The 21,368-nt window shown below is 63.6% G+C and carries 18 protein-coding genes; 4 read left to right on the forward strand and 14 right to left on the reverse strand.

Features of this window, described 5'->3' with window-relative positions; genetic code table 11:
• Positions 1-3: 3 nt before the first annotated feature.
• The 4 genes from F9Z44_RS11990 to F9Z44_RS12005 all read right to left on the reverse strand — a co-directional run bounded on the left by F9Z44_RS11990 (position 4) and on the right by F9Z44_RS12005 (position 4,857).
• Positions 4-1,506 (reverse strand): TIGR03016 family PEP-CTERM system-associated outer membrane protein, encoded by a 1,503-nt coding sequence (locus F9Z44_RS11990; protein WP_162147755.1) that lies wholly within the window; start codon positions 1,504-1,506, stop codon positions 4-6.
• 85 nt (positions 1,507-1,591) lie between these two features.
• Entirely contained in the window at positions 1,592-2,569 is a 978-nt protein-coding gene (locus F9Z44_RS11995; RefSeq protein ID WP_159606434.1) for an XrtA-associated tyrosine autokinase, read from the reverse strand.
• Between the two features lie 9 nt (positions 2,570-2,578).
• Complete coding sequence (locus tag F9Z44_RS12000; protein ID WP_159606436.1) at positions 2,579-4,141, reverse strand: XrtA system polysaccharide chain length determinant; 1,563 nt, start codon at positions 4,139-4,141, stop codon at positions 2,579-2,581.
• Between the two features lie 80 nt (positions 4,142-4,221).
• Positions 4,222-4,857 (reverse strand): XrtA/PEP-CTERM system exopolysaccharide export protein, encoded by a 636-nt coding sequence (locus F9Z44_RS12005; RefSeq protein ID WP_159606438.1) that lies wholly within the window; start codon positions 4,855-4,857, stop codon positions 4,222-4,224.
• Positions 4,858-5,113: 256 nt separating this feature from the next.
• Between F9Z44_RS12005 and F9Z44_RS12010 the strand changes: the two genes are divergently transcribed.
• Positions 5,114-6,310: an amino acid aminotransferase gene (locus F9Z44_RS12010; RefSeq protein WP_159606440.1), complete on the forward strand. Its 1,197-nt coding sequence runs from the start codon at positions 5,114-5,116 to the stop codon at positions 6,308-6,310.
• Positions 6,311-6,367: 57 nt separating this feature from the next.
• Here the strand turns inward: F9Z44_RS12010 and ygiD are convergent, their stop codons facing one another.
• Complete coding sequence (gene ygiD, locus F9Z44_RS12015) at positions 6,368-7,228, reverse strand: 4,5-DOPA dioxygenase extradiol (RefSeq protein WP_159606442.1); 861 nt, start codon at positions 7,226-7,228, stop codon at positions 6,368-6,370.
• Positions 7,229-7,388: 160 nt separating this feature from the next.
• On the opposite strand from ygiD, the gene F9Z44_RS12020 reads away from it, so the two are divergent.
• Positions 7,389-8,831, forward strand: coding sequence for a polyhydroxyalkanoate depolymerase (locus F9Z44_RS12020; RefSeq protein ID WP_159606444.1), 1,443 nt, complete (start codon positions 7,389-7,391; stop codon positions 8,829-8,831).
• A gap of 54 nt (positions 8,832-8,885) precedes the next feature.
• Positions 8,886-9,542 carry an electron transport complex subunit RsxB gene (gene rsxB / locus F9Z44_RS12025; RefSeq protein WP_159606446.1) on the forward strand — a complete coding sequence of 219 codons (657 nt, stop codon included), beginning with the start codon at positions 8,886-8,888 and terminating at the stop codon, positions 9,540-9,542.
• 13 nt (positions 9,543-9,555) lie between these two features.
• Here the strand turns inward: rsxB and F9Z44_RS12030 are convergent, their stop codons facing one another.
• From F9Z44_RS12030 to scpA, 8 genes are all read right to left on the reverse strand, one after another.
• Positions 9,556-11,076, reverse strand: coding sequence for a methyl-accepting chemotaxis protein (locus F9Z44_RS12030; RefSeq protein ID WP_159606448.1), 1,521 nt, complete (start codon positions 11,074-11,076; stop codon positions 9,556-9,558).
• 72 nt (positions 11,077-11,148) lie between these two features.
• Positions 11,149-11,451, reverse strand: coding sequence for a hypothetical protein (locus tag F9Z44_RS12035; RefSeq protein ID WP_159606450.1), 303 nt, complete (start codon positions 11,449-11,451; stop codon positions 11,149-11,151).
• Positions 11,452-11,593: 142 nt separating this feature from the next.
• Entirely contained in the window at positions 11,594-12,094 is a 501-nt protein-coding gene (locus F9Z44_RS12040) for a VOC family protein (RefSeq protein WP_159606452.1), read from the reverse strand.
• A 3-nt stretch (positions 12,095-12,097) separates the two neighbouring features.
• The gene (locus tag F9Z44_RS12045; protein ID WP_159606454.1) at positions 12,098-12,694 is read right to left on the reverse strand and encodes a class I SAM-dependent methyltransferase; all 597 of its coding nucleotides are present in this window, start codon (positions 12,692-12,694) and stop codon (positions 12,098-12,100) included.
• A gap of 83 nt (positions 12,695-12,777) precedes the next feature.
• Positions 12,778-14,826: an acetyl-CoA carboxylase biotin carboxylase subunit gene (locus tag F9Z44_RS12050; RefSeq protein ID WP_159606456.1), complete on the reverse strand. Its 2,049-nt coding sequence runs from the start codon at positions 14,824-14,826 to the stop codon at positions 12,778-12,780.
• Between the two features lie 131 nt (positions 14,827-14,957).
• Positions 14,958-16,490 (reverse strand): acyl-CoA carboxylase subunit beta, encoded by a 1,533-nt coding sequence (locus tag F9Z44_RS12055; RefSeq protein ID WP_159606458.1) that lies wholly within the window; start codon positions 16,488-16,490, stop codon positions 14,958-14,960.
• 24 nt (positions 16,491-16,514) lie between these two features.
• Positions 16,515-17,519 carry a methylmalonyl Co-A mutase-associated GTPase MeaB gene (meaB, locus tag F9Z44_RS12060; protein ID WP_159606460.1) on the reverse strand — a complete coding sequence of 335 codons (1,005 nt, stop codon included), beginning with the start codon at positions 17,517-17,519 and terminating at the stop codon, positions 16,515-16,517.
• Complete coding sequence (gene scpA / locus F9Z44_RS12065; RefSeq protein ID WP_159606462.1) at positions 17,516-19,684, reverse strand: methylmalonyl-CoA mutase; 2,169 nt, start codon at positions 19,682-19,684, stop codon at positions 17,516-17,518. The genes meaB and scpA overlap by 4 nt, the downstream gene beginning before the upstream one ends.
• Positions 19,685-19,780: 96 nt before the next feature.
• Between scpA and F9Z44_RS12070 the strand changes: the two genes are divergently transcribed.
• Positions 19,781-20,416 carry a GntR family transcriptional regulator gene (locus F9Z44_RS12070; RefSeq protein ID WP_159606464.1) on the forward strand — a complete coding sequence of 212 codons (636 nt, stop codon included), beginning with the start codon at positions 19,781-19,783 and terminating at the stop codon, positions 20,414-20,416.
• 42 nt (positions 20,417-20,458) lie between these two features.
• On the opposite strand, the gene F9Z44_RS12075 is transcribed toward F9Z44_RS12070, so the two are convergent.
• Complete coding sequence (locus F9Z44_RS12075; protein ID WP_159606466.1) at positions 20,459-21,352, reverse strand: alpha/beta fold hydrolase; 894 nt, start codon at positions 21,350-21,352, stop codon at positions 20,459-20,461.
• Positions 21,353-21,368: the final 16 nt, after the last annotated feature.

The following is a 21,368-nucleotide window of genomic DNA, read 5'->3' on the forward strand; positions in this document are numbered from 1 at the left end:
GGATCAGAACCGGTGGTTGATGCGCGCGGAAATGGCAGCGTCGGTGTAGGGTCCGCCGGAGTTGTTGAACCGCCCGTACTGAACCTGAACGATTCCGTTGGTTCTCGGCGCAAGACGGGTGCTGAGACCCGCCGAAACAGTCTGGCGGCGTCCGGAGGCTCCTGAATTGCCGGTGCTCTTCTGGTTGAGAAAAGCCGCATTGAACGACGTCAGGGGAGTGATCCGATGGGCGTAATTGACACCCCACGATTGCTGGGCAATGTCGTCGTTGATGTCGAAATCGTCCCCCCCGGTGAAGAACGAATCGAGACGGCTGCTGGTGCTGCGCGTCAAGGTGAACGTCACGACGCTGCGAATGCCACTCAAAGCCACCGACAACTGCTGCGTCTGGTTCAGGCTGGCCGACGAACGCAGAAAGTCCTGCAAGACCGGGGTGTCGGCTGGCAGCCCCAATCGCAGCAACTCCAGCTGAACGAGTTGGGCCCGGCGCACCGGGTCCGGCTGCAAAGGCTCCAGCAGTGCGTCCAGGAGGTCGTAGATGGTGCCGCGCGAAAATGCGCCCGACTGGGTGGGGCTGTCGGATGCCGAACGAGAGGCCACATAGCGCCAGACGGTTCGTCCAGTTCGGTGCTCCAGCGCGACGTTGTAGCCCGTTCCAAAGTACCGGTTTTCAACAGCCACCGAGACGCTCGTTTGCAGCGATGGCCGCCACTCCATGCCGGCGCCTGTGATGTTGTAGGACGCTGGCTGCAACGTGATGATGTCGTTTCTTTCGACACCAGCGGTGAGTGAGAACGTCAACTGCGGTGAGGCCAGAATGAACAGGTTGGCCCGGGCAATGTCGGATTGGGTATCGCGACCGATTGAATAATCGTTGACCTGGGACATGGCATCCACCGACCAACCCAGAAACTGGCCGACCGGCCGGCTTCCCAAACGCATGGACAGCACCTGGCTGGTGGAGTCCGAACGCAGCGAGGTGCTCGTGTTGACGGTCTGCAATGCGTAACGCAGCTGGTAGTCCATCACGCCAGCAATGGTGCCGCCGATGTGGGGAGAAATTCTGTAAACGGAGGTCTCGGAGCGGTTCGTGTCCGACAAGCCTGTGAGCGTCTGAGGGCCAAAGGCCGAAATGGCCTCATCGGAAATGGAGCCCGACACGTCCACAAAGGCTTTTCCGTCCCACACGTCAACCGTGCCGTCGGCATTGAGCCGGTTGCCAATGCGGTTGCGCGAGTTGCCCTGCAGGTAATACGTGGCACTGAGGGAGTAATCCACAAAGCCCTTTACCCTGGGCGTGTTCATCACCACCTTCAAAGCCGGCGAAACGTCCAACGCCAATTCGCTTCGTGAGTTTGCGCTGGACGCGTTGCCGTTGGACGACAAGGTCGCGCCCACCGACACACTGGGTTCGATCCAGGTGGTCGGTCGCGTTGTGCCGGAGGGCTCAGCGTCGCCCGCCGCCTGCGCAAAGGATTCGCCCGCCAGCATGCCCAGCAGCGCCACACAACCGAGCATGGTGGCCGAGCACTTGGGCATGGCCAATGCCCTCGGGTGCGTTCTTTTCATCAACGTGCCCTCTCGGTGATTTTCATGATGCAGAAGACACCTGCACGTTGGATTCGGCGGCCTGGCTGGCCGACTGCCCATAGCCAAACCCGTAGCCGTAACCATAGCCATACGCGTCTTGATCGCCACCGCGCGCCTGGTTCAACATCAACAGCTTGACAGGACACGCATCGATGGTGGTGAGCGCATGAAGGACCTGGGAGCGCAAGGTTTTTTCCGCATGGACAACCATCAGGATCTGCCCCATGTGAGACGCGAGCACCCGGGCTTCTGTGGTCAACAGGAGCGGGGGCGAATCAAAAATGATGATGCGATCCGGGTACCGCCGGCCAAGGTCTTCAATCAAGGCCGTCATGGCGTCACTGGCCAGCAGTTCGGTCGCACGGGGATGCGGTGTGCCACTGAGCAACAGGTTCAACTTGTCCACGTTGGTTCGCAACAGGACGTCGGCCATCTTGATCTTGTTGTCGATCAACAGGTCCATCAGGCCCGGCCCGGCCGGCAGGTTGAACACCTTGCGCAGCGAGGGACGTGACACATCAGCATCCACAAGCAACACGCGGTAGTCCAACTCCATGGCCATGCTCATGGCCAGGTTCACGGCCGAGAAGCTCTTGCCCTCCCCCGGCATGGCGCTGGTCACCATGATGAGGTTTCCGTTTGCCACAGGCGCTGCGCCCTTGCCAGTGGCATTGGCCAGCAAGGGCCTCTTGATGACACGAAACTGATCAGCAATGGCGGCGCGGGGGGCATTGGGCGTCACGAAGCCAGCGAGCGCAAGGCTCTCCACATCGAGATGCACAAACTTTGAGGTGCGATCCACCTCGGGGGACGAGATCTGGGCAACCACGGCCGGCGCCGGCGCCGGCGAGGCAGGCAATGGCGCGGCTGCGGCTGCGAGAGTTGGCTCGTCGGCGGCCTGCTGCGCCGGTGCCATCTCCACGCCAGCCTGGCGAAGTTGCTCCAAGCGTTGGGCGGCTTTTTCAATCAAACTGGACATGATTCGGGACTACCTTCCAAAGCCTGATCGGTAGGCCAGATAGGCCATGCCGATCAGGAAAACAACAACCAAGGCAACCACGGAACCGGTGAAACGGTACAAGCTGCGCGCTTCGCGCCGTTTCACGACATCGTTTTTCACGAGGGTCACCACGCCCAGCAATGGAAGGTCGGTAGCAATCCTCAGCGAGTTCGCATCGAAAAACACCGGCCGGATCTGGCTCATGAGGAAGGTCACACCCAAACCAGCAGCCAACGCGCCAAGCAGCCCCAAGGGGAGCAACAGGACCCGGTTCGGAGCCACGGGCTTTGGATTGGCGCGTGGTGGGTCAATCACGCGGAAATCGGCCACGCTGGACGCGCTTTCCAGCTCGCCACTCATGGTGAGCGCCTCCCGCCGAGCCACCAGATCTTCGTAGTTCTTGCGGTTGATTTCATAGTCTCGATTGAGTTGCGCTTGCTCCGCTTCAACCTGAGGCGCGACCTTCATGGATTCGCGAGCGCGGTTGACGCGCGACTCGTACTCAGCCACCCGCGCCCGCAGGGATGCCACCTGAACTTCGGCCGCCGAGTTGATGCGGGAGAGTTCAAACAGTGCGGGATTGGTTTCAGCAACGGGCTGCCCGGGGTTTGCGGCGGCCTCGCGCTGCATCTTGGCCACTTCTTCGCGCTTCTGCTCTTCAAGTTCCTTGATCAGGCGCCGCGTGTTGGTGACATCCGGGTGGAGATCCGTGTAACGCTGCAAGAGGCTGTCCAGGTTCCGCTTGAGTGGATCAATTCGTGCATCCAGGTCTGGCGTCGCGAAAGAGCTTCCCGCTTGCGACGGTGATGCACGCTGGGCGGCTCTGGCGGCATCGAGCTGCCGGCGCGCTGCATCCCTTGCGCTTTCAGCCTCGCGAAGATCCAGTCTTGCCTGGTTGAGCGTGTTGGTCGTTTCACCGAGACGGCCAGCAGTGTCGAGTCCGCCTTGCGACTGGATGTCGAGATTGCGCAGTCGGAATTCCTTCAGACGCGTCTCGGCTTCGGTCAGTCGGGCCTCGTAGTTCTTGATCTGCTCCTCAACAAAGCGCCGGGCCGTGTCCGAGTCGGATTTGGAACTGCCCAGGCTGGACTCAACGAAAACCGTCATCAGGGACTGGACCACCCGCAAGGCCTTTTCTGGACTTTCCCCCTGGTAAGCCAGGGTGTAGAGGTTGTCGCGCCCCGTCGACCGGATGGACAACGAATCGGTCACCTGGGCAATCAACGCCTCTTGTTCTGCCTTGGATTTGGCACCAAGGTCAAGGTCCGCCATTCGCACCAGTTTCTCCACCGTGGGGCGGCTGATGAGCGTGCGACTGAGCATGTTGATCTGCTGCTCGATGTTGGGCTGGATGGCCAGACCGGCCATCAAGGGCCGCAGGATCGATTGGGTGTCCACGTAGACGCGGGCTGAAGCCTCGTAGCGGTCAGGCATGAGAAGCACGGTGGTGGCTGCGCCTGCCGCCACCAGCCAGGCGACAGCGACGCCCAGCCGACGGTACTTCCACATTCCCCTGAGGAAAATCGTGATCTGTTGAATGAGGTCTTGCATGCAAGCGACTGCCTGTGGCAGTGAGAATTCAAAAACTCCACCCGCGCGGGGCGGGTGGATTCAAGCCGGGACAGGCAGGGTCAGAACCAACCCTGGGGGATGATCAGAATGTCACCAGGCAGCATTTCCACGTTGGCGGAAATGTCACCGCGCTTGACGAGATCCTGGAGACGCACGCTGTAACGCTTGTTGCCGTCGCTGGCACGAATGAGCGTGGCCTTGTTGCCATCGGCAAATTCGGTGAGACCACCCACGGCAATCATCACGTCCATGACCGTCATCTTCTGCTTGTACGCGAGGAACTGGGGCCTCGTAGCCTCACCCACCACACGAATCTGTTCGCTGTAAGGGCCCACGAAGCTGGTCACGATGACCGTGACAACCGGATCACGCACCAGCGTGGCGAGCGCCTTTTCCACGTCGCGAGCGATCTGGGTCGGGGTCTTGCCCTGGGCCACCAACTCATCCACCAGCGGAGTGGAGACCTTGCCGTCGGGGCGCACCGGCACTGAAGAAGACAGCTCCGGGTTGCGCCAGACATTGATGTTCAAGGTGTCGCCCGGGCCCACGATGTAGTTGTAATCCGGGCTGGAAGCCAATACCGGTGCGGGTGGATTGGCTCCTTGCGTAGCGCAACCTGTGGCGGCCAACACCACGGCCATCAGCGCAACGCTTCCGGCAATGCGACGCATGAGTTCTGAAGTATGTTTTTGCATGTGGCACGTCCTCAAAATCACGGTGAAATGTTAATAAAAGTTAACGGTCTTTTTGAATATACCGCACACCTCATCGGACTGACTACCGACAAAGTGTGACGAAGTTACCAAAGTGAAGAAGGTCACACAGTGCAGTGAATTTAGTAGCTGCTAAGTGCGTTGACGCACAGAAGGCGCCAGTCGAGTCGAGCAATCAATCACGAGTCGCCACCTTAAAATACTGGTCTGTTTTGTCATCAACCCCAGGAAACCCAGCATGTCTTTATTCACCGCCGTCGAAATGGCACCACGCGACCCTATTCTGGGTCTGAACGAACAGTTTGCCGCCGACACCAACCCCAACAAAGTGAATCTGGGTGTGGGCGTGTATTTCGACGACAACGGCAAGCTGCCGTTGCTGCAATGTGTTCAGAGCGCTGAAAAGACCATGATGGACAAGCCCGCCGCGCGCGGCTACCTGCCCATCGACGGCATTGCCGCATACGACGCTGCCGTCAAAGGCCTGGTGTTCGGCGTGGATTCGGAGCCGGTGAAATCTGGCCGGGTGGCCACCGTGCAGGCCATCGGCGGCACGGGTGGCCTGAAGATCGGCGCTGATTTTCTGAAGCGCCTGAACCCCGAGGCCACCGTGCTCATCAGCGATCCCAGCTGGGAGAACCACCGCGCGCTGTTCACCAATGCCGGGTTCAAGGTGGGAACCTACGCTTACTACGATGCCGACAAGCGCGGCGTGAACTTCGACGCCATGCTCGCCAGCCTGAACGCTGCGGCACCGGGCACGATCGTGGTGCTGCACGCTTGCTGCCACAACCCGACCGGCTACGACATCACGCCGGCCCAGTGGGACCAGGTGATCGCGGTGGTCAAGTCGCGCGGCCTCACGCCTTTCCTCGACATGGCCTACCAGGGCTTTGGCCACGGCATCTCGGAAGACGGTGCGGTAATCGCCAAGTTCGTGGCCGCGGGCCTCGTGTTTTTCGTCTCGACGTCGTTTTCCAAGAGCTTCAGCCTGTACGGCGAGCGCGTGGGTGCCTTGTCGGTGCTGTGCGAGAACGCCGAGGAAACCGCCCGCGTGCTGTCGCAACTCAAGATTGCGATCCGCACCAACTACTCCAACCCGCCCATCCACGGCGGCGCGGTGGTGGCGGCCGTGCTCAACAACCCCGAGTTGCGCGCATTGTGGGAAAAGGAACTGGGCGAGATGCGGGTGCGTATCAAGGCCATGCGCCAGAAGCTGGTCGATGGCCTCAAGGCTGCCGGCGTGAAGCAGGACATGAGCTTCATCACCAGCCAGATCGGCATGTTCAGCTACTCCGGCCTGACCAAGGACCAGATGGTGCGTCTGCGCAACGAATTCGGCGTCTATGGCACCGATACCGGCCGCATGTGCGTCGCAGCACTCAACAGCAAGAACCTCGACTACGTCTGCCAGGCCATCGCCAAAGTGGTCTGAGCCCACGAATGCCAAGAGAAAGCCGCTCCTGAGCGGCTTTTTTGCTGCCTGCCCGGCTCAATCCCAGAGCACGGAACGCATGGCAATCGAAGCCCCTTGGAAGCCTTCGTTGAAGAAGCGCGGTTCATCGTCTTCGTGCACCGCACCCGCTGCGTACAGCAAGGGCAGGTAATGCTCCCAGCTGGGATGCGCCATCTGCGCCACGGCACCCAGCTGCTGAAAATCACAAAGCGCTGACAGCCGTCTTTGAACAATGTGATCAGCAGTGACGCGATCGAACTCGATCGCCCAGTCGTAAGCCTGGTTATCGGCCGCGTCGCGGCGCATGGTGCGCAGGTTGTGAACCGTGTTCCCGCTGCCCACGATCAGCACGCCGCGCTCGCGAAGCTGCGACAGTTGTCGGCCGATGGCGAAATGCTCGGCAGCAGGTCGGCTGTAGTCCATGCTGAGCTGGATCACCGGGATGTTGGCCTGCGGGAACATGGGTTTGAGGACCGACCACGCCCCATGGTCCAGGCCCCAACTGATCTCGTCCAGGCCCAGGGGATGGCTTGAATCGGGCTGAGCGACCGACTGGCTGATCAACCGGGCGGCTGCGGGCCACCCCGGTGCGGGGTACTGCTGGTCAAACAGCTCCTGCGGAAAGCCGCCGAAATCGTGGATGGTGCGCGGCTGGCTCATGGCCGTGAGTTGCCAGCCGGGCGTGAGCCAATGGGCGGAAATGCACAGGATCAAGCGTGGCGGCTGCGCACGCTCCAGCAGTTCTCGGCCCAGCGTCTGCCAGCTCTGGTGCCAGCGGTTGTCCTCGATGGCATTCATCGGGCTGCCGTGCCCCACGAACAGCACGGGCATGCGCTGGGTGAGCGGCAGATCGCCCGATGCGTCGGGGCCGGATTGGGAGGTGGTGGTTTCAGGCATGTGTGTGGCAGGTGGATTGCCGTCTGGCCGGGAGCCAACGGCGATGATCCTGATTCTTTCATGAAGGTGACAAATGGCCGTGTAAATTAGGTGTTATCACGCTAACGCTCGATCACCCATGCTGCTATATTGCACTGCAACATAACGAGGCCGGACCCCCATGCTCTACCAGATTTACGAAACCCAGCGCTCCATGATGGAGCCGTTTGCGGACCTGGCCGAAGTGGCCGCCAAGCTGTTCACCAACCCCGCCCTGCCCCTGGCCCAATTGCCGATGGCCCAGCGCGTTTCTGCAGGCTACGACCTGATGCACCGCCTGGGCAAGGACTACGAGAAGCCCGTGTTCGGTATCCACACGGTGGATGTGGACGGCATCGAAGTCGCCATCCACGAGCGCATCGAGATCGACAAGCCGTTCTGCGAATTGCGCCGCTTCAAACGTTTCTCTGACGACACCCACACCCTGGCCAAGCTCAAGGGGGAGCCAGTGGTGCTGATCGTGGCTCCTCTCTCTGGCCACTACGCCACGCTGCTGCGCGACACGGTGCGCACCATGCTCAAAGACCACAAGGTCTACATCACCGACTGGAAAAATGCCCGTCTGGTGCCCCTGTCCGAGGGTGAATTCCACCTCGACGACTATGTGAACTACGTGCAGGAGTTCATTCGGCACCTGCAAAAGGCCTACGGCAACTGCCATGTGATCAGCGTGTGCCAGCCCACCGTGCCGGTGCTGGCGGCCGTGTCGCTCATGGCCAGCCGGGGTGAGACCACCCCACTGTCCATGACCATGATGGGCGGCCCGATCGACGCGCGCAAGTCGCCCACCGCCGTGAACAACCTGGCCACCCAGCGCAGCCACAGCTGGTTCGAGAACAACGTGATCTACCGCGTGCCCGACAGCTTCCCCGGCGCCGGCCGCCGCGTCTACCCCGGCTTCCTGCAGCACACCGGCTTCGTGGCCATGAACCCCGACCGCCATGCGTCGAGCCACTACGACTACTTCAAGGACCTGATCAAAGGCGACAACTCCAGCGCCGAGAGCCACCGCAAGTTCTACGACGAGTACAACGCCGTGCTCGACATGGATGCCGACTACTACCTGCAGACCATCGAGACCGTGTTCCAGGAATTCAAGCTGGTCAACGGGACCTGGGACGTGAAAAACCCGCAAGGCAAGCTCGAGCGCGTGCGCCCGCAAGACATCCAGCACACCGCCCTGCTCACGGTTGAGGGCGAGCTCGACGATATTTCGGGCTCCGGCCAGACCGCAGCGGCGCACGAACTGTGCACCGGCATTCCCAAGACGCATCGCATGCACTACGAAGCGCAAGGCGCGGGCCACTACGGCATCTTCAGTGGCCGCCGCTGGCGCGAGGCGGTACACCCTGTGGTCAAGACTTTCCTGAAGGCTCACCAGCCGACGGTGGTGCCAGCACCTGTGGTGGTCAAGGCAGCCGCCCCCAAGCCCGTGAAAGCCGCGGTCAAGGCCCCGGCCAAGCCGGCAGTCAAGGCGGTGTCCAAGGCCGCCCCTGCCAAAGCGGCGGCCAAGCCTGCAGCCAAGACGCCGGCCACCCGCAAGCCGCGCAACACCGCCGCCTGAGCAGACTCAAACCTGAAGCCCGGCACCGGTACAGGCGCCGGTATATTGGCCGTCATGAACGACCTCGCACGGCGCATTGACGCCGCCCTGCCGCAAACCCAGTGCACGCGCTGCGGCTATCCCGACTGCGCGAGCTACGCGCTGGCCATTGCCGATGGCGGTGCCGACATCAACCAGTGCCCACCCGGTGGAGCCGAGGGCATCGAGCGGCTGGCCGCGATCACGGGGCAGGTCTTCAAACCCCTGAACCCGCACAACGGCATTGAAGGCCCTGTGACGGTCGCCGTGATCGATGAGGCCTGGTGCATCGGCTGCACCTTGTGCATCAAGGTCTGCCCCACCGACGCCATCGTGGGCAGCAACAAACGCATGCACACCGTGATCGAACCCGCTTGCACCGGGTGCGAGCTGTGTTTGCCGGTGTGCCCGGTGGACTGCATTTCGCTGGAGATCGTCAGTGGCGAGCGCACCGGCTGGCAGGCCTGGACGGCCGAGCAGGCGCGGCAAGGCCAGGCGCGCTACCAGGCAAGGCAGACGCGACTCGCTCGCGAGAAGCGGGAACACGACGATCGGCTGGAGGCCAAGGCGAAAGAGAAGCTGACCGACCTGGCCGCGCATTCGCGGATCACCAACGAGGCGCTGCTGGACAAGAAGCGATCCGTGATCGAGGCCGCGCTCGCCCGGGCCAGGGCCAGGCGCACCAGCGTCTGAGGCATCGACCGAATCAGGCCGCCTGGCGAGCGGCCGCGGTCTTGTAGACGCCGCAGCCCACGTAGAGTTCGTCGACCTTCACCACATACGACATCTTGGCCTGGATGCTGCCGTTGGCCGGGTTCCCGATGTCGTACTCGACCCAGCCCGGCGCGGTTTCGGCCTGCGACACGATGGCGTTCAGCAGGGCCTGACCGTCGATGCCGGGAATGTCCTGCACGCGGCTGCCCACCTTCTCGGGCTTGCCGCCGAACGAGCGATAGACACCGCTCTTGTCGAGCGCAAAGACATACATGTCGCGGTCGTGGAAACCGCTGGTGGGCGTGGTGATCTCGCGCACGAAGGCTTCGCGCCCGCGCTGCTGGCGCATGGCCTGCGCCCTGTCCACCAGCGCCATGGCTTCTTCGGCCGTGCCTTGCTGCAACATGAAGGACGACACCGCCTTGGAGAGGTGTGCCGCCCGCTGCTCCAGTTGGTCGGCCTGCGCCACGGCGCGCTCGACCATCTGTGCATTGCGCTGGGTGATCTCGTCGAGCTGCGAGACGGCCGATGAAATTTCACTCAGTCCGGTGCTCTGTTCGGCGCTGGAGGCCGAGATCAGCGACATGTTGGCCGCCACGCCGCGCACGCCGTTGGCGATCTGCTGGATGCTGCTGCCTGCGGTGCGGATCTGCACCACGCTGGCCTCCACCTGCTGGCGCGAGGCCTCGATGAGCTGTCGAATTTCCTTGGCGGACGCAGCCGAGCGCTGGGCCAGCGAGCGGACCTCGGCCGCCACCACCGCAAACCCCCTGCCCTGTTCGCCCGCGCGAGCAGCTTCCACTGCCGCGTTCAGCGCCAGGATGTTGGTCTGAAACGCCAGGCTGTCGATCACGCCGATGATCTCGTTCATCTGCTGCGCGCTCTTCTGAATGCCCTCGACCGACTCCACCGCGCGGCCCATCGACTGAGCACCCGACTCCGCCACGTCGCGCACCTGCGCGGCCTGGCTGTCGGAGTCGCCGGCGGTCTGGGCGTTTTGCTGCACCGTGCTGGAGAGTTCCTGCACGCTGGCCGCGGTCTGCTCCAGATTGGCGGCCTGTTGTTCGGTGCGGTCGGCCAGATCGCGGTTGCCGGTGGCCAGGCTCTTGCCGGCGTGAGCCACCAGGGCGGAGTTGCTGCGCACCTCGGCCACCATGGCCGAGAGGTTGCCGACCATGCGGTCGAGCAAGCGGGTGAGATCGGCGAGTTCGTCGCTGCCTCGCACCTTCAGCACGGCGCGCAAGTTGCCCGAGGCGGTCTGCTCCATGCTGCCCAGCACCTGCCGAAAGTCGCTCATGAAACTGACATAGAAACTGAGCATGAGGTAGACCAGCACGGCAGCGCCACCGAGCTCAATGCCCAGCACCCAGGCGCTCGCCGAAGGCAGTCCGGAGAACCCCCAGGCGACCACCTGCGGCAGCAGTGAGGAGGCGGCCAGCAGCAGCAACTTGCCGCGCAGGCGCAGGCGGCGCATCAGCCAGACGCCTGGGGACAAAGGATGAAAGCCGGACATGTGCGTGTGTCTCCTCTATGGGGTTGCATTGCTATCGGCCAGAACGGCGCTGGCTTGAGACACGGCCCGCTCTCAATGGGGACCGGAAATCCCCGATTGACGCGCTTCAAAATGCCGGAACAGCTGCACCGCCATCACGCGAAGCGCGTCATCGGCCATGTTGTGAGCGTGCGAGAGTTGCTCCAGACCGTAGCGGCGGTCGTGCTGCATGAGGGCGCGGCTCACGCACATGCCGTGGCTGGACATGCGCAGGCAGAAGGCTTCGAGCAGGTCGTGGGGCCAGATCTGCGTCGCATCGAGCGCGCGGCGGCTCAGCGGTGCCTGGGCTGGAGTGGATGCGGTGGCGGGCGTTGCTCGGGTCGGTACCGTGTTCATGGCGGCTCCTCGGAGGTGTGAGGCCTCTTGCGCGGATGCATGGCCTCTGGACACCTCAAGCGTAGGTCGCCTGGAACCCACGCATTCCCCGAAACAGCGGCAGAAACCCAGCTTTGCTCCGGGGTTCTGCGGGCTGGGCCGCTCAGGCCGGCTGGGCCGAGAGCCGGGCAAACGCGCTGACCACCTCGGGCGGCGCCTGCACCAGTTCGATCAGCACACCCTCGCCGGCGATCGGGAATTCGTCGTTGGCTTTGGGGTGCAGAAAGGTGATGTCAAAGCCCGCCGCCCCCTGGCGGATGCCGCCCGGTGCAAACCGCACGCCCTGAGCGCTCAACCAGTCCACCGCAGTGGGCAGGTCGTCAATCCACAGGCCGATGTGGTTGAGCGGCGTGGCGTGCACCGCAGGCTTCTTGTCGGGGTCCAGCGGCTGCATCAGGTCGACCTCGACCTTGAACGGTCCGCTGCCGATGGCGCAGATGTCCTCGTCCACGTTCTCACGCTCGCTGCGAAAGTGGCCAGTGACCTCCAGGCCGAGCATCTCGACCCAGAGCTTCTGCAGGCGCTGCTTGTCAGGCCCGCCGATGGCGATCTGCTGGATGCCCAGTACCTTGAAAGGGCGGATGGGGGATACCGATGTGCTCATGCGTCAATGAAAGCCGTTGTGGGTGTGTGAGGGATGGCTGGCCTGCTCCAGCGTCCACACGGTGGCCGGTGGCAGGTTCGCCCAGATGGAAGCAGCCCGGCGCCAGCGCCAGCCGATGGGAATGTCCTTGAAGGGCCGCAGGTGGGGCGACGCGTAGGTGTACTGGATCAGGCGCGAACCCGGGCGGCTCTCGATCAAGGCCACCATGGCATCGATACACCCATGCGCTTCATCCCGCGTCATGGACAGCAGGGGCAAGGACGACACCACAGTGACCGGACTGCGTTTTTCGATGGCCAGCGCATCGAGCCGGGAGGCGCAATGGTTGAGCACCTCCAGATCGGGAAAGCTTCTGCGCAGCAGCTGGGCAAAGCCGGGGTCGCGCTCGATCACCATGAAGCGATCAACATGGGCCAAGGCCGGCAGCAGGGCCCGGGTGATGGCCCCGGTGCCGGCGCCCACCTCGATCAAGGTCCCGGGCGCGGACCGCATCACCTCGCTCAGGATGGCTTGCGCCAGGGCTCTGGAGGCCGGAGCGATGGCACCCACGCGCCTTGGATTACGCAGGTACCCCAGCGCGAAAGCCAAACCTTGTCGCATGCAGTTCCCTTCAGAGTCGACGTGACTTGCAGGGTAGCGCAATTCAAAGCCCGCTGTCTGTGGGGCAGCAGCCCCTGCCAGGTTCATTCGAACTCGACGATGGGCTGGTCGACCACGAGCGATTCGCCCCTAGAAGCGAGCACCTTGCCCACCACGCCATCGGCCGCCGCGAACAACACGTTCTCCATCTTCATGGCTTCAATCACCGCCACGCGCTCGCCCGCCTGCACTTTCTGGCCCGGCTGCACCGCCACCTCCACCAGCAGACCGGGCATTGGCGAGAGCACATATTTGCTCATGTCGGCCGCCGCCTTGAACGGCATCAAAGCATGCAGCTCGGCCATGCGCGGCGAGACCACCATGGTCTCGATGCGCGTGCCGTTGTGCTGCACCACCAGCGCCAGCGGGTTGCGTGGCGTGCCGCGCTCGATCTGCGCAGTGAAAGGCTGGCCGTTGCATTCGCCAGTGATGCAGATGTCGTTCAGGCGCGAAGGGCTGCTGATGGCATAACGCTTGCCATCCACCGTGACCAGCGCCGAGCCGAGTTGACCCACCACCTCGTCCACATGCACCGGCTTGTAGAGGTGCTCCCCCGTGGCGCCCAGCACGATCACACGGAAGTCATGCCCGACCTTCACGCCGTAGCCAGGCAACTGGCCCGACAGACCCGCCGCGCGCTCGCGCGACTTGCGGCGCACAAAAGCGGCCAGCGCCACCAGAAAGTCGGCATCGTCGTGCGGCACATCTTCAGCGCGGAAGCCATGGCCGTAGTGCTCCGCAATGAAGCCGGTGTTGAAGTCACCGGCCACGAATTTCGGGTGCGCCAGCAGCGCGGCCTGGAACGGAATGTTGCTGCTGATACCTCGAATGACGAATCCGTTGAGCGCTTCGCGCATCTTGGTGATCGCCTCCAGCCGGTCTTTGCCGTGCACGATCAGCTTGGCGATCATCGAGTCGTAGAACATCGGGATCTCGCCACCGTCCTGCACGCCGGTGTCCACGCGCACGCCTTGGAGATCAGCCGTGTTGCCTTGCCACATGCTCTGCGCGGGTGGCGCAAACCTCACCAGGCGCCCGGTGCTGGGCAGGAAATTGCGAAACGGGTCTTCCGCATTGATGCGGCACTCGATCGCCCAGCCCTCGCGTTTGACGTCGGCTTGCGTCAGCGGCAGCTTCTCGCCGGCCGCCACGCGGATCATCAGCTCCACCAGATCGAGACCGGTGATGCACTCGGTCACCGGGTGCTCCACCTGCAGGCGCGTGTTCATCTCCAGGAAATAGAAGTCCTGGTCCTTGCCGACCACAAACTCCACCGTGCCGGCGCTCTGGTAGTTCACCGCCTTGGCCAGCGCCACGGCCTGCTCGCCCATGGCCTTGCGCGTGGCATCTGAAATGAAGGGCGACGGCGCCTCCTCGATCACCTTCTGGTGGCGGCGCTGGATGGAGCACTCGCGCTCGTTCAGATAGATCACGTTGCCGTGCGAATCGCCCAGCACCTGGATCTCGATGTGGCGCGGCTCCTGTACGAATTTCTCGATGAAGATGCGGTCGTCGCCGAAGCTGTTGCGCGCCTCGTTGCGGCAGCTGGTGAAGCCTTCAAAGGCGTCCTTGTCGTTGAAGGCCACGCGCAAGCCTTTGCCACCGCCACCGGCACTGGCCTTGATCATCACCGGGTAGCCGATGTCCCTGGCGATCTCCACCGCGCGCTCGGCGCTCTCGATGGCATCGTTCCAGCCCGGAATGGTGTTGACCTTGGCCGCATTCGCCAGCTTCTTGGACGCGATCTTGTCGCCCATGGCCGCAATGCTGAAGTGTTTGGGGCCGATGAAGGCCATGCCCTCTTCTTCCACGCGGCGGGCAAAGGCTTCGTTTTCCGACAGGAAGCCGTAGCCCGGGTGGATGGCCTGCGCGCCGGTCTGTTTGGCGGCCGCAATGATCTTGTCGGCCACCAGGTAGGACTCGCGCGAGGGCGCCGGCCCGAGCAACACGGCCTCATCGGCCAGCTGCACGTGGCGCGCTTCCTTGTCGGCCTCCGAATACACCGCCACGGTGGCGATGCCCATCTTCTTCGCGGTGGCAATCACGCGGCAAGCGATCTCGCCGCGGTTGGCTATGAGTATTTTCTTGAACATGGTGCTTCCTTCTTCCAACCGTTCGGGCTGAGCCTGTCGAAGCCCAGCGCTGACCAGTCAACTTGTGTGAGAGCCCTTCGACAGGCTCAGGGCGAACGGGTGTTTTTGCTCAGGGAACGGGAGGGGTTGGCTCACAGCGGAATGTTCCCGTGCTTGCGCCACGGGTTTTCCAGCTTCTTGTCTTTCAGCATCACCAGCGAACGGCAGATGCGCTTGCGCGTCTCGTGCGGCAGGATCACGTCGTCGATGAAGCCACGCGCGCCCGCCACGAAGGGGTTGGCGAAGCGGGCCTTGTACTCGGCCTCACGCAGGGCCAGCTTGGCCGGGTCCTTCTTCTCCTCGCGGAAGATGATCTCCACCGCGCCTTTGGCACCCATCACCGCGATCTCGGCGTTGGGCCAGGCAAAGTTCACGTCGCCACGCAGGTGCTTGGAGCTCATCACGTCGTAGGCACCGCCATAGGCCTTGCGCGTGATCACGGTGATCTTGGGCACGGTGCACTCGGCGTACGCATAGAGCAGTTTGGCGCCGTGCTTGATGATGCCGCCGTATTCCTGCGAGGTGCCGGGCATGAAGCCGGGCACGTCGACGAAGGTGATCACCGGGATGTTGAAGGCATCGCAGAAACGCACGAAGCGCGCGGCCTTGATGCTGCTCTTGATGTCCAGGCAACCGGCCAGCACCAGCGGCTGGTTGGCCACGATGCCCACCGTCTGGCCGTCCATGCGCGCAAAGCCGATCAGGATGTTTTTGGCGTACTCGGGTTGCAGCTCGAAGAAGTCACCGTCGTCCACCGTCTTGACGATCAGCTCCTTCATGTCGTAGGGCTTGTTCGGGTTTTCGGGCACCAGTGTGTCCAGGCTCAACTCCATGCGGTCGATCGCGTCTCCGCTGGGCCGCACCGGGGCCTTTTCGCGGTTGGACAGCGGCAGGTAGTTGTAGAGCCGGCGCAGCATCAGCAGCGCCTCCACGTCGTTCTCGAAGGCCAGGTCGGCCACGCCGCTCTTGGTGGTGTGCGTGATGGCGCCACCGAGTTCCTCGGCGGTCACTTCCTCGTGCGTCACGGTCTTCACCACCTCGGGGCCGGTGACGAACATGTAGCTCGAATCCTTCACCATGAAGATGAAGTCGGTCATGGCGGGCGAATACACCGCGCCGCCGGCAGACGGACCCATGATCATGCTGATCTGCGGCACCACGCCGCTGGCCATCACGTTGCGCTGGAACACGTCGGCATAGCCACCGAGCGAGGCCACGCCTTCCTGAATGCGCGCACCGCCCGAGTCGTTCAGGCCGATCACAGGCGCACCGACCTTCATGGCCTGGTCCATCACCTTGCAGATCTTCTCGGCATGCGCTTCGGAGAGCGCGCCACCAAACACCGTGAAGTCCTGGCTGAACACGAACACCAGGCGGCCGTTGATCATGCCGTAGCCGGTGACCACGCCGTCGCCGGGGATCTTGTTGTCCTGCATGCCGAAGTCGGTGCAGCGGTGCTCGACGAACATGTCCCATTCTTCGAAGGTGCCTTCGTCCAGCAGCACCTCCAGCCGCTCGCGCGCGCTCAGCTTGCCTTTGGCATGCTGCGCGGCGATGCGTTTTTCACCGCCACCCAACCGGGCGGCGGCGCGTTTTTCTTCGAGTTGATCGAGGATGTCCTGCATGGCGTTGTTCTCCAGAAAATGGATTCAGTCGAAAAGATCGAGCAGCTGGCGCGCTGCGGTGCTGGCGGGCAAGGTGCCGGCCAGCACACGCTGCGTGGTGTCGTCCAGGGCGGCGCGCACCTGGGGGTGCGCGCGGAAACGTTGCTTCAGGCCGGCGTCGATGCGCTCCCACATCCAGGCGCGGGCCTGTTGCTGGCGGCGCGCCGCCAGCTGGCCATTGCCGCTTTGCAGCGCGCGAAACCGCGACACCTCGGCCCAGAAGGCATCCACACCGCGCCCCAGCAATGCACTGAGCTGGATCACCTGCGGGTGCCACACGGCTTCGTTGTGGTGCGCATGCTCCGGGTGACCCTGCAGACCGAGCAGGCGCAGCGACGACGTGATCTGTGCACGGGCCCGCGTGGCCGCGTCCGGGTCGATGTCGGCCTTGTTGATGACCACCAGGTCGGCCAGCTCCATCACGCCTTTCTTGATCGCCTGCAAATCATCGCCCGCGTTGGGCAGCTGCATCAGCACGAACATGTCGGTCATGCCGCTCACGGCCGTCTCGCTCTGGCCCACGCCCACGGTCTCGACGATCACGGTGTCGTAGCCCGCCGCCTCGCAGACGAGCATGGCCTCGCGCGTCTTCTCGGCCACGCCACCCAGCGTGCCGCTGCTCGGGCTGGGGCGGATGTAGGCCTGCTCGTGCACAGAGAGCTTTTCCATCCGCGTCTTGTCGCCCAGGATCGAGCCGCCTGACACCGTGCTGGAAGGATCGACGGTGAGCACTGCCACGCGGAGGCCTTTGTCGATGAGGTACAGGCCCAGCGCCTCGATGAAGGTGCTCTTGCCCACGCCCGGCACGCCACTGATGCCCAGCCGGAAGGCTTTGCCGGTGTGGGGCAACAAGGCGGTGAGCAACTCATCGCCCTGCGCGCGGTGGTCGGCGCGGGTGGATTCGAGCAGGGTGATGGCCTTGGCAATGGCGCGGCGCTGCCCGGCGGGGTCGCCGTGCACGATGCCTTCCAGCAGCACCGAAGGGGTCACCCGAGTGCCTTCTTGATCTGCTCCAGCACATCCTTCGCGCTGGCGGGAATGGGGGTGCCCGGGCCGTAGATGCCCTTGACGCCGGCATCAAAGAGCATCTCGTAATCCTGGCGCGGGATCACACCGCCCACGAACACGATGATGTCGTCGGCACCCTGCTTCTTCAGCTCGGCAATGATGGCCGGCACCAGGGTCTTGTGGCCCGCGGCCAGCGTCGAGACACCCACCGCGTGCACGTCGTTCTCGATCGCCTGCCGTGCGCACTCCTCGGGCGTCTGAAACAGCGGGCCCATGTCCACATCGAAACCGAGGTCGGCAAAGGCCGTGGCCACCACCTTGGCACCGCGGTCGTGGCCGTCCTGGCCGAGCTTGCTGATCATCACGCGCGGGCGGCGGCCCTGCGCTTCGGCGAATGCGTTGATCTCGGTCTTGAGGGCATCCCAACCCTCGGCGGAATCGTAGGCAGCTGCGTACACACCGGTCACCTTTTGCGTATCGGCGCGGTGGCGCCCGAAAACCTTCTCCAGCGCGTCGCTCACTTCGCCCACGGTGGCGCGCAGGCGCATCGCCTTGATCGTCAGGTCGAGCAGATTGCCCTCGCCGCTGTCGGCGGCGGCCGTGAGCGCTTCAAGCGCCGCCTGCACCTTCGCGCTGTCGCGCGTGGCCTTGATCTTCTGAAGCCGCGCAATCTGCCCGTCGCGCACCGCCACGTTGTCGATGTCGCGCGCCTCGATCGCGTCTTCGGTCTTGAGCTTGTATTTGTTGACGCCGACGATCACGTCGCGCCCGGAGTCGATGCGCGCCTGCTTCTCGGCGGCAGCCGCCTCGATCTTGAGCTTGGCCCAGCCGCTGTCCACCGCCTTGGTCATGCCGCCCATGGCCTGCACCTCTTCGATGATGGCCCAGGCCTTGTCGGCCATTTCCTGGGTGAGGCTCTCCATCATGTAGCTGCCGGCCCAGGGGTCCACCACGTTCGTGATGTGGGTCTCTTCCTGAATGATGAGCTGCGTGTTGCGCGCGATGCGCGCGCTGAACTCGGTGGGCAGCGCGATGGCTTCGTCAAAACTGTTGGTGTGCAGGCTCTGCGTGCCACCGAACACCGCCGCCATGGCCTCCACCGTGGTGCGCACCACGTTGTTGTAGGGGTCCTGCTCCGTGAGCGACCAGCCCGATGTCTGGCAGTGCGTGCGCAGCATCAGGCTCTTGGGGTTCTTCGCGTTGAAGCCTTTCATGATGCGCGTCCACAGCAGGCGGGCTGCGCGCATCTTGGCGATCTCCAGGTAGAAGTTCATGCCGATCGCCCAGAAGAAGCTCAGGCGCCCGGCGAAGCCGTCCACGTCCATGCCCTTGGCAATCGCGGTCTTCACGTATTCCTGGCCATCGGCCAGCGTGAAGGCCAGCTCCAGCGCCTGGTTGGCGCCGGCTTCCTGCATGTGGTACCCGCTGATGCTGATCGAGTTGAACTTGGGCATGTGGCCAGCCGTGTACTCGATGATGTCGCCGATGATCTTCATCGACGGCTCGGGTGGGTAGATGTAGGTGTTGCGGACCATGAACTCCTTGAGGATGTCGTTCTGGATCGTCCCGCTCAACTGGTCCTGCGCCACGCCCTGCTCTTCGGCCGCCACCACATAGCCCGCGAGCACCGGCAGCACCGCGCCGTTCATGGTCATGGAGACCGACACCTTGTCCAGCGGGATCTGGTCGAACAGGATCTTCATGTCCTCCACGCTGTCGATGGCCACGCCGGCCTTGCCCACGTCGCCGGTCACGCGTGGGTGGTCGCTGTCGTAGCCACGGTGGGTGGCCAGGTCGAACGCGACCGACACGCCCTGCCCGCCGGCGGCCAGCGCCTTGCGGTAGAAGGCGTTGCTTTCCTCGGCGGTAGAGAAGCCAGCGTACTGGCGGATCGTCCAGGGACGCACCGCGTACATGGTGGCTTGCGGCCCGCGAATGAAGGGCTCAAAGCCCGGCAAGGTGTTGGTGTGTTGCAGACCCGCCGTGTCTTCGGCGGTGTAGAGCGGTTTGACACGGATGCCGTCGGGCGTGACCCAGTCGAGGGCCCCCAGATCGCCACCGGGTGCCGATTTCTGCGCGGCCTTGGCCCAGGCTTCGAGGGGGACGGTTGGGAACTCGGGCGTTGGGGCGGGCGTTTTGGAGCTCATGGCGGGCAATGGTTGAAATGACACAGGAACGGGCGAGATTTTATATCATTCATAATTATTGATGCAGAATATTCTTCGCGACTTACAATCCTGCCCATGTCCGCCCTGTCCCTTGCACCCCGCGCCCTCTACGAAGAAGTAGCCGAACTGCTGCGCCAGCGCATCTTCAAGCGCGAACTGGAGCCCGGCAGCTGGATCGACGAGCTCAAGCTGGCCGAGGAATACGGCATCAGCCGCACGCCGCTGCGCGAGGCGCTCAAGGTGCTGGCCGCCGAAGGCCTGGTGACAATGAAGGTGCGGCGAGGCGCCTACGTGACCGAAGTGTCCGAGAAAGACCTGGCCGACGTCTACCACCTGCTCTCTCTGCTGGAGTCAGACGCCGCTGGCGTGGTGGCGCGGCAGGCAACCGATGCCGAACTCGCAGAGTTGCAAACCCTGCACGACGACCTGGAGGCGGCGGTGGACGAACGCGACCGCTTCTTTGCGCTCAACGAACAGTTCCACATGCGCGTGCTGGAACTGGCGCGCAACCGCTGGCGCGAGCAGATGGTGGCCGACCTGCGCAAGGTCATGAAGCTCAACCGCCACAACTCGCTGCTCAAGACCGGGCGCATCGAAGAGTCGCTGGCCGAGCACCGCGCCATCGTCCGCGCGATGACCGAGCGCAACACGGCACTGGCGGTGCAACGCATGCAGGAACATTTTCAGAGCGGCCTGGAAGCCGCGGCCTGAGCACTGCGTCGCCAGGTCCGATTTCGTACCTGGCCCTGCCCGTCAACCCCAGAAAGGGTCGAGCTTCCCGGTGAAGGCCGCGAGGTCTTCAAAGTAAGGCAAGGCCCCGCCTTCCATGGCGTGAAAACGCCAGTTGGGCCGCTGCTCCACCGTCACCTTGCCTTGGTAGTCGGTGAAATCACCCCGGGTGGCCATGCTCACCCACACCGGGCAAGTGACGGCCTCGTACAGGGTGTTGATGTCGCGGCTGAACATGCCGGCTGACACGAAGTGCAGCGGCGCATGGCGGGCACCTGGCTGGCGCGTGGTGATCACGGCATAGCGCCAGAGCGCTTCGTCGATGCGCCTGGAGCCCCAGGTGCGCTCCAGGAAATAACGGATCACGCTGGGCCGGGTGAGGTTGCGATAAATCCCGTCCGACCAGAACGGCCACGACAGAATCTTGTACAGCCAGGCTTGGTACAGCGTGCTGCCCGGCGGGCCGTAGCGCCGCTTCGGGCCACTGAAACCGGTGGGGCTCACCAGGGCCATGCGACGCACTGTGAGAGGCGCTTCCTGCTGCGCACGCACCACGAACTCGCTGGTCAGCGACACGCCCACCACGTCGATCGCACCCACGCCGTGTGCGTCTCGCATGTGTGCAAGCAAGGCGTGGATCGCATCGGTCATCAGGCGCGGCGTGTAGAGCCGATCACTGCGCTCGGAAAAACCGAAGCCCGGCAGGTCCAGCGCGTACACCACGCGACGCTGGCGGCAATGCTCGAACAGCGGCGCCACCTCCGCCGCCGACCCCGCCGCGTTGACGCTGTGCACCAGCAACACGGGCGGCAGATTCGCCGCACCCACCTGCGGCCATGCCCGATAGGCGCTCACCCGACCCGCCACTGTGTCGATCTCGAAGCGTTCAGCGTTCAGCGCCGGAGGCAGTGCAGACATGGAGGCCTTGGTGAGG

Origin of the sequence: Hydrogenophaga sp. PBL-H3, assembly GCF_010104355.1 — a bacterium.
GTDB lineage: Bacteria > Pseudomonadota > Gammaproteobacteria > Burkholderiales > Burkholderiaceae_C > Hydrogenophaga.

What these genes read in the sequence shown, in the direction of transcription:
- F9Z44_RS12020 (WP_159606444.1), top strand. Translation starts at nt 7,389, where the DNA reads ATGCTCTACCAGATTTACGAAACCCAGCGCTCCATGATGGAGCCGTTT.
- F9Z44_RS12005 (WP_159606438.1), bottom strand. Translation starts at nt 4,857, where the DNA reads ATGCAAAAACATACTTCAGAACTCATGCGTCGCATTGCCGGAAGCGTT.
- scpA (WP_159606462.1), bottom strand. Translation starts at nt 19,684, where the DNA reads ATGAGCTCCAAAACGCCCGCCCCAACGCCCGAGTTCCCAACCGTCCCC.
- F9Z44_RS12050 (WP_159606456.1), bottom strand. Translation starts at nt 14,826, where the DNA reads ATGTTCAAGAAAATACTCATAGCCAACCGCGGCGAGATCGCTTGCCGC.
- F9Z44_RS11995 (WP_159606434.1), bottom strand. Translation starts at nt 2,569, where the DNA reads ATGTCCAGTTTGATTGAAAAAGCCGCCCAACGCTTGGAGCAACTTCGC.
- F9Z44_RS12030 (WP_159606448.1), bottom strand. Translation starts at nt 11,076, where the DNA reads ATGTCCGGCTTTCATCCTTTGTCCCCAGGCGTCTGGCTGATGCGCCGC.
- F9Z44_RS12045 (WP_159606454.1), bottom strand. Translation starts at nt 12,694, where the DNA reads ATGCGACAAGGTTTGGCTTTCGCGCTGGGGTACCTGCGTAATCCAAGG.
- ygiD (WP_159606442.1), bottom strand. Translation starts at nt 7,228, where the DNA reads ATGCCTGAAACCACCACCTCCCAATCCGGCCCCGACGCATCGGGCGAT.
- F9Z44_RS12075 (WP_159606466.1), bottom strand. Translation starts at nt 21,352, where the DNA reads ATGTCTGCACTGCCTCCGGCGCTGAACGCTGAACGCTTCGAGATCGAC.
- F9Z44_RS12000 (WP_159606436.1), bottom strand. Translation starts at nt 4,141, where the DNA reads ATGCAAGACCTCATTCAACAGATCACGATTTTCCTCAGGGGAATGTGG.
- F9Z44_RS12040 (WP_159606452.1), bottom strand. Translation starts at nt 12,094, where the DNA reads ATGAGCACATCGGTATCCCCCATCCGCCCTTTCAAGGTACTGGGCATC.
- F9Z44_RS12070 (WP_159606464.1), top strand. Translation starts at nt 19,781, where the DNA reads ATGTCCGCCCTGTCCCTTGCACCCCGCGCCCTCTACGAAGAAGTAGCC.
- rsxB (WP_159606446.1), top strand. Translation starts at nt 8,886, where the DNA reads ATGAACGACCTCGCACGGCGCATTGACGCCGCCCTGCCGCAAACCCAG.
- F9Z44_RS12055 (WP_159606458.1), bottom strand. Translation starts at nt 16,490, where the DNA reads ATGCAGGACATCCTCGATCAACTCGAAGAAAAACGCGCCGCCGCCCGG.
- F9Z44_RS12035 (WP_159606450.1), bottom strand. Translation starts at nt 11,451, where the DNA reads ATGAACACGGTACCGACCCGAGCAACGCCCGCCACCGCATCCACTCCA.
- F9Z44_RS12010 (WP_159606440.1), top strand. Translation starts at nt 5,114, where the DNA reads ATGTCTTTATTCACCGCCGTCGAAATGGCACCACGCGACCCTATTCTG.